The organism is Planococcus sp. ISL-110, from assembly GCF_018613575.1.
Lineage (GTDB): Bacteria > Bacillota > Bacilli > Bacillales_A > Planococcaceae > Planococcus.
Genome location: NZ_JAGGPX010000004.1, coordinates 143794 through 156059 on the forward strand (window position 1 = coordinate 143794; position 12266 = coordinate 156059).

The 12266-nt window shown below is 46.6% G+C and carries 10 protein-coding genes and 1 other annotated feature; of the genes, 1 reads left to right on the forward strand and 9 read right to left on the reverse strand.

Annotated elements, in window-relative coordinates; all coding sequences use genetic code 11:
• Nucleotides 1-11: 11 nt before the first annotated feature.
• The 4 genes from J7I83_RS02140 to J7I83_RS02155 all read right to left on the reverse strand — a co-directional run bounded on the left by J7I83_RS02140 (nucleotide 12) and on the right by J7I83_RS02155 (nucleotide 4024).
• Entirely contained in the window at nucleotides 12-1238 is a 1227-nt protein-coding gene (locus tag J7I83_RS02140) for an acyl-CoA dehydrogenase family protein (RefSeq protein WP_215099038.1), read from the reverse strand.
• A gap of 281 nt (nucleotides 1239-1519) precedes the next feature.
• Nucleotides 1520-2239 carry a YebC/PmpR family DNA-binding transcriptional regulator gene (locus tag J7I83_RS02145; protein WP_215099039.1) on the reverse strand — a complete coding sequence of 240 codons (720 nt, stop codon included), beginning with the start codon at nucleotides 2237-2239 and terminating at the stop codon, nucleotides 1520-1522.
• Between the two features lie 452 nt (nucleotides 2240-2691).
• Entirely contained in the window at nucleotides 2692-2907 is a 216-nt protein-coding gene (locus tag J7I83_RS02150) for a hypothetical protein (RefSeq protein WP_215099040.1), read from the reverse strand.
• A 13-nt stretch (nucleotides 2908-2920) separates the two neighbouring features.
• On the reverse strand, nucleotides 2921-4024 hold the full coding sequence (locus tag J7I83_RS02155; protein ID WP_215099041.1) for a nitric oxide synthase oxygenase: 1104 nt from the start codon (nucleotides 4022-4024) through the stop codon (nucleotides 2921-2923).
• A 138-nt stretch (nucleotides 4025-4162) separates the two neighbouring features.
• Here J7I83_RS02155 and J7I83_RS02160 point away from each other — a divergent pair, with 138 nt between their 5' ends.
• Nucleotides 4163-4948 (forward strand): HAD family hydrolase, encoded by a 786-nt coding sequence (locus tag J7I83_RS02160; protein WP_215099042.1) that lies wholly within the window; start codon nucleotides 4163-4165, stop codon nucleotides 4946-4948.
• Nucleotides 4949-5257: 309 nt separating this feature from the next.
• On the opposite strand, the gene J7I83_RS02165 is transcribed toward J7I83_RS02160, so the two are convergent.
• From J7I83_RS02165 to J7I83_RS02185, 5 genes are all read right to left on the reverse strand, one after another.
• Nucleotides 5258-5689: a transposase gene (locus J7I83_RS02165; RefSeq protein ID WP_251047389.1), complete on the reverse strand. Its 432-nt coding sequence runs from the start codon at nucleotides 5687-5689 to the stop codon at nucleotides 5258-5260.
• A 654-nt stretch (nucleotides 5690-6343) separates the two neighbouring features.
• Nucleotides 6344-7930: a phosphoglycerate dehydrogenase gene (serA, locus tag J7I83_RS02170; RefSeq protein WP_215099043.1), complete on the reverse strand. Its 1587-nt coding sequence runs from the start codon at nucleotides 7928-7930 to the stop codon at nucleotides 6344-6346.
• On the reverse strand, nucleotides 7927-9090 hold the full coding sequence (locus J7I83_RS02175) for a pyridoxal-phosphate-dependent aminotransferase family protein (RefSeq protein ID WP_215099044.1): 1164 nt from the start codon (nucleotides 9088-9090) through the stop codon (nucleotides 7927-7929). The genes serA and J7I83_RS02175 overlap by 4 nt, the downstream gene beginning before the upstream one ends.
• Before the next feature lie 91 nt (nucleotides 9091-9181).
• Nucleotides 9182-9409: a binding site (T-box leader), on the reverse strand.
• A gap of 371 nt (nucleotides 9410-9780) precedes the next feature.
• The gene (locus J7I83_RS02180) at nucleotides 9781-10956 is read right to left on the reverse strand and encodes an acyl-CoA dehydrogenase family protein (protein ID WP_215099045.1); all 1176 of its coding nucleotides are present in this window, start codon (nucleotides 10954-10956) and stop codon (nucleotides 9781-9783) included.
• 33 nt (nucleotides 10957-10989) lie between these two features.
• Nucleotides 10990-12156, reverse strand: a complete 1167-nt coding sequence (locus J7I83_RS02185; RefSeq protein WP_215099046.1) for a CaiB/BaiF CoA transferase family protein — start codon at nucleotides 12154-12156, stop codon at nucleotides 10990-10992.
• Nucleotides 12157-12266 lie beyond the last annotated feature (110 nt).

Here is a 12266-nt window from a genome sequence, read left to right on the forward strand (position 1 = left end):
ATATATGCTCTCTATTTCATAATCGAACTTTCTTTCAACTGATCCTTCAGTTCCAGACGGCCGACATCTCGCAGATGGACCTGGTCCGGCCCATCAACCAACCGAAGTGTCCGGGCATAAGCATAATGTGCGGCCAACGGGAAATCTTCGGTCAAGCCGGCACCGCCGAAAACTTGCATTGCACGATCGATGACATTCAATGCAACCCGTGGGACTGCAATCTTGATCATCGCAATTTCCTTGCGTGCCGCTTTTGCACCCTCTATATCGATTTTATGGGCCGCATGCAAGGTCAACAAACGTGCCTGCTCAATTTCAATCCGGCTTTCAGCAATAATTTCTCTGATAACATCCTTTTCAGCCAAGGTGGAACCGAACGCTTCTCTACTGTCAGCGCGTTTACACAGGAGCTCGAGCGCACGCTCGGCTGCTCCGATGGCACGCATGCAATGATGGATGCGCCCTGGCCCAAGACGGCCCTGCGCAATTTCAAAGCCACGCCCTTCGCCCAGCAGCATGTTGGAAGCAGGTACACGGACATTAGTGTAGTGAACCTCGGCATGTCCCTGGGGGGCATCGTCATAGCCGAATACCGTCAGTGGACGGATGATTTCCACACCCGGTGTATCAAAAGGCACCAAAATCATTGATTGCTGCTTATGCTTTGCCGCATTTGAATCTGTTTTTCCCATGACAATCGCAATTTTGCAGCGGGGATCCATTGCTCCGGTGGTCCACCATTTTTTCGCGTTGATGATATACTCATCGCCATCACGGACAATGCTGCTTTGGATATTGGTGGCATCGGAAGAAGCCACAGCCGGCTCGGTCATCGAGAAGCAGGAACGGATTTCCCCGCGCAGCAAAGGTTCCAGCCATTGCTTTTTCTGCTCTTCTGTTCCGTATTTGACGAAGACCTCCATATTGCCGGTGTCTGGTGCGTTGCAATTGAACAGTTCCGGCGCAATCAACGAACGGCCCATGATTTCGCATAGATGCGAGTAGTCGTAATTCGAAAGGCCAGCTCCATATTCCGGATCATCCAAAAATAAATTCCATAAGCCCTGTTCTTTCGCTTTTTCCTTCAACTCCTCGACGATCGGCGGAATCGTCCAGCGGTCTGCTGCTTCCTGCAAGTGTTTTTCGACAGTCGCTTCGTTTGGATAAACATAATCATCCATGAACTTCAGTAATTTCTCCTGTAAATCTTCGGCTTTCGGTGATAATTCTTTTAGCATTTGTTTTTCCTCCAATTTTTTTAAAAGTATTTTCTTAGATTTTTCTGCAGACTATCGACTAGTTCAAATTCTTACAGAATTTTGAATTTCGGCAATGATTCATCCAATACTTACTTAAAGTTAAATGAAAACCCTTACATAATTAGTCAAAACACTTCTACTAATGATTCAAAGTTAGTATAGTCATTCTTTTTTTGAATTACAAGTCAAATTCCTAATTATCAGAATATTTTTTTCGCAAAAAAAGAGGCGCCTTGAATTACTCAAAGCGCCTCTTTTTATTATCCCTCTAAATCCACATTATGATAAACCTGCTGTACGTCTTCCAGATCTTCGATGGCATCAATCATTTTTTCGAATTGTTCCTGTGCGTCTTCCGGCAGCGGCAATTCATTTTGCGCGAGCATCGTCAATTCTGCTACTGTAAACTCCGTGATGCCAGCATTCTTGAATGCTTCCTGCACGAGGTGATATTGATCCGGTTCAGCATAGACGATGACGCTGTCCTCTTCTTCCATGACATCACGGACATCGATATCCGCTTCCATCATCAGTTCCAGCACTTCGTCAGCTGTTTTGCCTTCGATGCCGAACACTGCCGTATGGTCAAACATATAAGCAACAGATCCGCTGACTCCCATGTTGCCTCCGTTTTTGCCGAAAGCCGCGCGGACATCTGAAGCTGTACGGTTGACGTTGTTTGTCAGCGTGTCTACGATTACCATCGAACCATTCGGACCGAATCCTTCATAACGCAATTCATCATAGCTTTCTTCCGATCCGCCTTTGGCTTTTTCCACTGCACGGTCGATAATCGCTCTTGGAATACTGTATGTCTTGGCACGTTCCAAAACTACTTTCAAGGCCCGATTCGATTCTGGATCCGGCTCTCCTTGTTTGGCAGCTACATATATTTCACGTCCGAATTTCGCGTAAATCCGGCTTGTGTTGGCATCTTTTGATGCTTTCTTCTCTTTAATATTGTTCCATTTGCGTCCCATTAAATTTCCTTCTCTCTATAAATTCTCATTCTCTATAAAGTTCACTATGTACTATTATAATACATATCTTTCGGATGTAACGTATTTTGCAGACAAAACCTGCAGTTTTCGTCTGCAAAATACTCTGAATTACAGATAAACAGGTTAGACGGTGAAGGTGCAGAAACAATCGCAATTTATATAAGTTGAACTGATTATCCTCAAACGAGAGATATCTCTCATAAGAACAGAGAAAACAACACGCTGCTTACTATTCAGTAAAGCCTTTCGCTTGGGTGGGGACAGCGGAATTGGGCAACAGACTTTCTATCAATTAGTAAAAGCGGGATGAGAGCAACCGAAGTTTCTCCCATCCCGCTTTCGCTAAACTAATCTGTTTTTATTCCGCTAATTTCATATACAGGCTTTTTGATTAGAACCAGCTGCTGGCAATGGATACCACCCTTTGCGCCTTATACTTTATCCGTCCGATGATATTCTGAAATCTGGATGACCCGGACATCCTGTGTATTCAGCTCATGATAGATCCCACGGCTGTCATGAAACGAAATGTGCTGATCGCGCTCACTTTGCACCAACTTTTCCACTTCTGCCTGCGACTCCACGTGGATGAAACGGCGGATATAATGTTCCTCATCAAAAAAGTAGGTCACTTTGAATTCTTTCATCATTATCCCCTCCTTAGGATTGATAGGGAGCTTTTTGATGGAAATAATTAGGTTTGACCACTTTGTTCTTGTAGGGCTTGTGGAAAATATGAGTTGTGGCCGGAGACATCGGCGGGATTAACCATGCCCAGTTTCCCGTAACATCGCGCCCTTCCACTTCTTCTTTTTTCTCGAAATTCTTGAATTGCTTGGCTGCCGTGTGATGGTCGACGATGGTCACACCTGCTTCCTGGAACGATTCCAGCACAGCGATATTCAATTCGACTAAAGCTTTGTCTTTCCATAGGGAACGGTTCGACTGCGTATTCAACCCCATCAGTTCTGCTACAGCAGGCAGGAAATCATACCGGTCTTCATCTGCCAGGTTTCTGGCGCCAATTTCAGTGCCCATATACCATCCGTTGAAAGGTGCCATCCTGTATTGGATGCCGCCAATTTCCAGCATCATATCTGATATGATTGGAATCCCATACCACTTGATGCCCAGCTGTGAAAACTCTGGAATTTCGGGATGGCCAATTTCGACCTCCGTAATCGACTGCCGCGGAATTTCTTTGAGGAAAGGCTCTTCTCCTGGCAATTGGATGACCAAGGGCAAAATATCGAAAGCGGTTCCCTCTCCCTGCCAGCCAAGTTCCTGGCAAAGCATTGTCAGCTCCACTGAACTGGAATCGCCGATGATGCCACCTGCAGTTTCGTATCCAGCATAACGGATCAACTGATGGTTCCATAAACGCATGGAGTCTTCATTTTCCTGTGCGGCGCGGAATACAGTAATGGTAGGGCGTATTTTTCCGTTGTTTGCTGCAAAGTTGATGTGCTGAACCAAAGCATCAAATATTCCAGTTGCTGTAGTTTGATGCCGTTCATCAAAGACTGTCAGCGAATTCCAGAATAACCGGCCAATGCAGCGATTGTTGTTGCGCCAGGCTATGCGTGCTCCGTGCTCCAATTCCTCGAAGCTGTGCGTATAAGTTCCTGTGTATTCGATTTCCTTTTTGATTTCAAGCAGCCTGCCTGCTTTCTGGTGGTCGCTCTTACCCAATTCGTCGTAGCAAATTCCTATATAGTCAGTGGCTTCTTCCATTAAAAGCATCGTCGAATTGCTTATCGTCATTGTTTTCACTCCTTGCTCATATCATATCACTCAGGCATTGTTCTTTTCAGTGACAGAACTCTGAACACCCTATGTTTTTACTGGCTTTTCCAGTACACTGGAGCAAAGTAAAAATATTATCATGAGGAGCTCACACCGATGGTCAAAGCAATTTTTTTCGATTTAGATGATACTTTGTTATGGGACAAGAAGAGTGTTGAGAAAGCATTCGAGGAAACGTGCCAGTTGGCTGAAGAATTAACAGCCCGTGACTGTTCCGGCCTGGAAGAAGCAGTGAGAGCTGCAGCAACTGAGCTCTATGCAGGCTATGATACATATGATTTCACCAAAATGATCGGCATCAACCCTTTCGAAGGGTTATGGGGAACCTTTGACGATAAAGGAACAGATTTCCAGCAGATGAAAACCATTGTTCCGGCTTATCGCCGGGAAGCCTGGACTCTCGGACTGAAAAAAATTGGAATCGACAACCCGGGAATCGCCGGCCAGCTTGCTGAGTTTTTTCCTGAAGCACGGAAAAGAAACCCCATTCTGTATGAAGAAAGCTTAAAGGTACTTGAAGACTTAAAAGGCCATTATCAATTGCTGTTATTGACCAATGGGTCGCCAAGCCTGCAGCAGACCAAACTTGAGATCACACCGGAAATCGCGCCTTTTTTTGATCACATCGTAATTTCGGGTGCATTTGGAAAAGGGAAACCAGATCCGAGCATCTTTCACCATGCCTTATCAAAATTCGATTTTGCCGCAGGTGAGGTGCTGATGGTCGGTGATAACCTAATGACCGATATTATCGGTGCTGAAAAAGCCGGAATCCGCTCTGTCTGGGTCAACCGGGAAGAGAAGGCTCCACACGAATCCATCATCCCGACATACGAAGTTCAGCATTTGGAGGAATTGCTTCAGCTGCTGGAACAAATTTAAACACAAAAGAATATTTATGACTTTTACAGAATGATTACACATTTCATGGGATTTATACCGAATCCTGCGCTCCAGACGGACGCTTTCTTATCTGCAGTCAAGTTTTTTCTCGTAGTTTATTAAAAAATAGAGGGAGTGGGCTGAGGAACGGTTGCTTTTCGTTCCGGTGCACGCTTTCCGCGGGCTCGCAGGAGTCATGCACCTGCACTACAAGCTATCTGATCGTGCCAAAAAGGGCATGCCAAAAAAACCTGGTGATTCCTGTTTTTTTCACCAGGTTGTCTGTGCTATAGTGAAAAGGAATTGTGTTTACGAAGCCTTGCCAGATTCGTACTGGTAAAGAAGCCCGTGGCGAATAAGGTGAAATGCAACTTTCACGAACTTATTCAGACAGGCGATCACTGCAACCTGATGGGGCTTTCCATTGGGTTGCTTTTTTAATTGGTCGTAATGGTCGGCAATGGTGTTGTGCGTTTTTTTGCGGAGGGAAATCATGGTCATCACCATAAAATACAGGATGGTCCGCAGCCGCTTGTTTCCCCGTTTATTGATTTTGTCCTGGTACTGGAGTTTGTCCGACTGATGGCGGCGGATGTCACCAAGTTCTGCGATGATCTGGACAGCAGTTTGATCCCCAATTCCAGGGAATGACCTAAGCACCTGAAATTCCACTCGCTCTTGCGATAAGGCCACCATGGCGCTTTTTCCCATACTGACGTCAAACGCAATCACATACTTCATCCTTTTCCTCCTGTTCTGTTTTCATAGAAGCCTTCACAGTGCCTTATCGATTCCACTTTCTTATACGGTCTCTCGGGACCCAACATACTAACCTGATTCGGATAAGGGTGTGAAGCGAGTCTGTTTCCTGTTTCGGATTCTCAGATCCCCGCGTCCGCACGACTTCACTCCACTTCTACAAAAAAATAGTAGCACAAACCATGGCCATGGTTTGTGCTACTAATGTTAGTATGTTTCCGCGGACGAAGCGCTGAGCCTCCTCGTCGCAAGCTCCTGCGGGGTGTTCTTCCGCAGGAAAGACATTGGTCGAAGCCTGCGAGACCAGTCTTTGCGACGAAGCTAGCGCAGCGATGCAGGAGCACATCTTTGCCCTTCGCCGCCTTGCGCTCGGGATCCTTGAGTGACGGGATTACTAGATTTTTCGGAACTATTTTCCTTTTGGAATCGACTAGCAAGTTTCTCTCTTTCATTTAAGCCGTGTTCTTCAAACCGGGCTGGCTACAAAGACTCCTGTGGGAGCAGAGAAGCTGAGCCCACGGAAAGCGAAGTGGCCAGAGCAGTTGGGGTTATGCACCGCTATCCATTTCGGAAAGACTTTATCTACAGCCTGAAACACAAAAGAGGTCCTCTCTGTGAGGACCTCTTTTGTGTTTCTTATAGATTGATGGGTGTGACTCCCTGAATTTCATCCAGTTTTGCTAATTGCTCCAAGCTGCTTGTTTGCGCAGGCTTATCAATTGACAGCATCATGATGGCATCTCCACCGACAATCGAACGCCCTACCTGCATAGTAGCAATGTTGACATTCTCTTGTCCAAGCAAAGTTCCGACACGTCCGATGACGCCCGGGCGGTCATTATGGCGAACATACAGCAGATGGCCTTCTGGCACGACATCCACCAAATAATCATCCACTTTGACAATACGTGCACCTTGTCCATTCAACAAGGTTCCGGCTGCTTTTCTTGTGCCTTTTGCAGTTTTCACTTCTACGGTGATCAGGCTCGTGAACCCTTTCGATTCCGTAGTCTTTTGTTCGCTGACGACAATCCCTTTTTGATTGGCAATATACATCGCATTAACATCGTTGACGTGCTTGCCAAGATGGCGCTTCAGCATGCCCTTCAGCATATTGCGCGTCAATGGCCCCACTTCCATATTGGCCAAATCCCCAGCATAGCGTACAGTCACTTCTTCTGCAGCCGCACCGGTCAAATCAGTCAAAAATGCGCCCAAACGCTCTGACAAATCAAAATAAGGCTCGATTTTCTTCATGATTTCTTTTGGTACAGATGGCAAATTCACTGAATTTCGGACAGTCCCTGTCGTGAAGTAGCTGACCACGTCCATGCTGACATCCACTGCTACACTTTCCTGCGCTTCAAAAGTACTTGCGCCCAAATGAGGCGTTGCGATAATTTCCGGTAAATCCAATAGCCGAAAATCAACCATCGGCTCTTGTTCAAATACATCAAGCGCTGCACCGGCTACTTTCCCTGATTTCACTGCGTCGAACAATGCGCTTTCATCAATGATCCCGCCGCGTGCGCAGTTGACGATCTGTACGCCGTCTTTCATGATGGCGAATGCTTCTTTATTAATCAAATGCTTGGTTTCTTTCAGCAATGGCGTATGGACAGTAACAAAATCCGCCACTTTCAGCACATCCTCCACTGATCCAAATTCCACACCCAGTTTTTCTGCCTTTTCAGCAGTCAGGAAAGGATCGTAAGCGATGATGTTCATTCGCTGTCCTTTTGCACGAGCTGCCACTTCCTGGCCAATCCGGCCAAAACCGACTACTCCAAGCGTCTTATTCTTCAACTCGACGCCCACATACGATTTACGGTCCCATTTTTGATTGCGCAACGCGTGGAACGCCTGTGGAATTTTGCGTGCCATAGACATCAGCATCGCCATTGTATGTTCAGCGGCCGAATTCGTATTGCCATCCGGTGCATTGACGACGATAATGCCATGCTCGGTAGCAGCTTCCAGATCGATGTTGTCGACGCCGACACCTGCACGTCCAATAATTTTCAGGTTCGAAGCTTTTTCAATCAACTCCCGTGTCACCTGCGTTTGGCTCCGGACAAGCAAAGCATCAAAGCCATCAATGCGGTCGCCCAATTGTTCCGGCGTCAAGTTGGTTTCCATGACGATGTTTACGCCGTTTGCCTGACGCAGGGGATAAATTCCTTCTTCGCTGAGTGGATCGCTGATCAAGACGTGAAAAGTCATTTGTTTCCCTTCCCTTCTGTCAAATAAACTAGCTGTGCAGCGGCAATTCCTTTGCCGAGTTCAATTTCTTTTCCTACTTTCATCAAGCCGATTTCCATGGCTGCCAAAGTCTGCAGCATATCTGCCGGAGAGCAATAGCCCATGTGGCCGATGCGGAAAATCTTTTTCGCTAAATGCTGTTGGCCGCCTGCCACTTCCAAAGCAAATTCTTTTTTCATCACTTTACGGAACTCTTCCGGATCAAAGTCATCCGGTTTCACAGCTGTCACTGTCGGTGATGCATCTTTATCGGAAGTCAGCAATGGGATGCCCAATGCTTTGAAAGCCGCCCGGGTCATATCCTTCATCAGGTGATGTCTTGCGTATACTGCTTCCAGTCCTTCTTCTTCCAATAATACAAGCACTTGCTGCAAACCGAATAAAATCGATAATGCAGGAGTGAAAGGCGTTGTATCTTTTAAAATATTGTCTCTGTGTTTTTTGAGATCCAAATAAAAGCGCGGCTGTGGGTTGGCTTCGATTTTCTTCCATGCCCGGTCGCTTGCTGCAATGAATGCAAGACCTGCCGGAAGCATAAAGGCCTTTTGTGAACCGGTGACCACTACATCGATCCCCCATTTATCCATCTGGGTTTCCGTACCTGCTACACAAGATACGCCATCGACGATGACCAAGGCATCCGATACCTCTTTAACGGCAGCAGCCAACTCTTTGACTGGGTTCAGGACGCCCGTAGAGGTTTCACAGAAGGTCGAGAAGACCACTTTGATCTCGGGATGCTCCATAAGGAAGTTTTTCACCGCTTCCGGGTCAACCGCCTGGCCCCACTCCACTTCGAAAACATGAGTCTGAATTCCATATGCTTTACAAATTTTCGCAAAACGATCTCCGAATGCGCCTGTTACGAGAACCATTACTTCTTCTCCAGGAGCAACCGTATTAACTACAGCTGTTTCCAGTCCTGCAGTCCCGCTGCCTGTTAAGATGATCACTTCCTGCTTGGTTCCAAAAACACGTTTTAACCTTGGTCTGATGTCACTGATCATTTCCGATGTACTTTGTCCTCGGTGCCCGATCATCGGCTGTGCCATCGCGCGTTGCACACTTGGTGGAATTGGTGTTGGTCCTGGGATTCGTAAAATTTGTTGGTCTGTCAGCATAATGAAACTCATTCCCCTCTCGATTTCCCGCTTTTGCGGGCAGTGATTGTATAAAGACGCAAAAAAAGACTCTTCGCCCTTACATAAAGATGCAAGGGGCGAAGAGTCTTCCATTTCGCGGTACCACCCTAATTCACTGTCAATAAACTGACAGCCTCATTGGTTCACATGCGTAACGGACATGAAGCGAATGGACCTACTGGGGTATTCAATCCACCTATTCAGGAGTGCTGCCCAATGCCGAAACCACTGATTTCCACCAACCATCAGCTCTCTTAAGATTTCTCTGCATGAAGTGTATCTCCATCAACATAGTTAATCTGTATATTTGAATTGACTCCATCATATACAGTCAAAAATTCGTTGTCAATATAGAAAAAATATTTAGATTTCTTTGCAAGCGTTTCCATCTTTCATAAACCCAGAAGCCTCATGGCTCTAAGAAAACCGAAAAATATTTTCACAATTCGATGAAGTTGATCAATTCGTGCAGTTTTTCAAAATAGAACATATTTGTGTTGTAATAATTATGAATTTATTCCAAAGAAGTTTTTGCCAGCAACGGCGTGCTGCTGTCTTCTGAAGCTATGGAAAACACCATCATCTTTTTTTTACTAATCCAGAAGACCTCCTTGCTTTTTCGATAAAGATCCTTGACTAATGATAAGAAGGCGTCCGTTGGAATGGACATCAGTAAGAGCGTGGCATCTTCAGTACATTCTGCCCAAGATAGGCCAAAATCATATTGTTGCTGACCGGCGCTACTTGATACATCCGGGTTTCCCTGAATTTCCGCTCCACGTCATATTCGTCCACAAAGCCATAGCCACCAAACGTATCCAGGCAGACATTGGCCGCCTGCCAGCTTGCTTCACTCGACAGGAATTTCGCCAGATTGGCCTGCTCACCAAATTTCTCATCCTCATCAAATCTTCTTGCTGCTTCATAGCGCATCAAGTCAGCCGCTTTAATCGCCGCGTAAGCCCGGGCAATGGGAAACTGAATGCCTTGGTTTTCCCCGATTTTTCGGTTGAAGACCACGCGTTCGTTGGCATAGCTGGTGGCTTTATCGATGAAGAAATAACCGTCACCGATCGCTTCTGCCGCCAGCAAAGTCCGCTCTGCGTTCATGCCGTCGAGCACGTAACGGAAACCATTGCCTTCTTCTCCGATCAGGCATTCTGCAGGAATCTCCATATCTTTATACCAGACTTGGTTTGTTGCGTAATTGAACATGGCACGGACCGGTTCAACGACCAGGGATTCCGGCTGCTGCTCCCGGATAATCCGCAAATCCACCAGGAACAGGCTGAGCCCTGCTGCCCTTTTTTCGCCTACTTCTTCTATTGGTGTGGTGCGTGCCAGCAGCATCACCAAATCCGACTGCAGCAGCCGGCTTGTCCAGTTTTTATGGCCATTGACCACATAGCCATTTGCTGTTTTTTTAGCAAAAGTTTCGATGGCAGTCGTATTGGATCCTGCCTTTTCTTCCGTCACCGAGAAAGCCTGGAACCGGATCGAACCGTCCGCGATGCCCGGCAAATACTGCTGCTTCTGTTCTTCACTGCCGTGTTTCAATAAGGCGCCCATCGTATACATCTGGGCGTGGCAGCCAGCAGCATGGCCTCCGGAACGGTTGATTTCTTCAAGAATAATTGTCGCTTCTGTCATGCCATAGCCTTTGCCGCCATACTTTTCAGGAATCAATGCAGACAGGTAGCCGCTTTTGGTCAATGCATCCACAAACTCATACGGATACTCCCGTTCAAGATCCAGCTTTCTCCAATAGGAATTCGGAAATTCCGAACATAACTTCCCCACTTCCTGCCGTAAATGCTCTCTTTCCTCTGGTGTTAACTTTGCCATTGTCATTTTCCCCTTTCGAATGCCGTCTTTTCGTTAGGTGGTCAATTTGCTTATTTGCTCTTGAGAAAATCCCAGCTCTGACAGAATGGAGTTTGTGTGTTCGCCCACATGCGGAATCGGCTTCATAACCGTATCAACTTCATCTGATGTGACGGGTGGAATGAGCGCTTTTAATTTACCTACCGGCGAATCCACTTCACGCCAGCGGTTGCGAGCTGCTAATTGTGGATGCTCGACGAGTTCATTCATGGTATTCAGTCGTGCGTTGGCAATCCGCGACAGCTCCAGCCGCTCGATCACTTGCCCAGAATCCATTGCCTGAAAAACGTCTTCGATGATGCTTTTCAATGCGTTTTTGTTAACCACACGCTGAGAATTACTGTTGAACAACGGATCAGAAGCCAGCTCTGAGTTATTCAGTACAGTTTCACAAAACTCGCCCCATTCGCGTTCATTTTGAATGCCCATAAAGACCATTTTGCCATCTCCTGCTTTAAAAGGGCCATAAGGATAAATTGTGGCATGGCTCGCACCGGTTCGAGGCGGTTCATTTTCTCCATATGCGGAATAATAGAGAGGATAGCCCATCCACTCGGCCAATGCTTCAAGCATCGATACTTCAATGATTGCACCTTTCCCCGTTTTATAGCGTGAAATGATGGCGGTTAACACACCTGTATAGGCGTACATTCCTGCCGCAATATCCGCGATGGAAATTCCTGCTTTGGATGGGGTATCTTCTGTTCCTGTGACGGAGACCAAGCCTGCTTCGCATTGGATCAACAAGTCATAGGCTTTTTTATTAGTATACGGCCCGAAAGTGCCATACCCTGAGATGGAACAAATGATCAGCTTCGGATATTTGACCTTCAGTTCCTCTGCGCTAAATCCAAGGCGATCCACTGCGCCAGGTGCAAGATTATGAAGGAACACATCTGCTTCTGCCAACAGTTTATGCAAAACCTCTTTGGCTTCTTCCTGCTTCAGGTCCAGCGCCAATGATTCTTTGGAACGGTTGATCCAGACAAAATGGCTGGCCATCCCTTTAACCGTTTTATCATAGTTTCTGGCAAAGTCTCCGACTCCTGGCCTTTCCACTTTAATGACCCGGGCGCCTAAATCCGCTAGCTGCCTTGTCGCGAAAGGCGCTGCTACAGCCTGCTCCAAAGAAACAACGGTTATGCCTTCCAATGGCAACATATAAATTCCTCCTTTTAGACTCTCTTAGTGAATTAACAATTATTTATCTAAGCTAGTGAGAAGAGATCGCTCCAGGCGGACGCTTTCCGCGGAGAAGCGAAGTGGCAAAA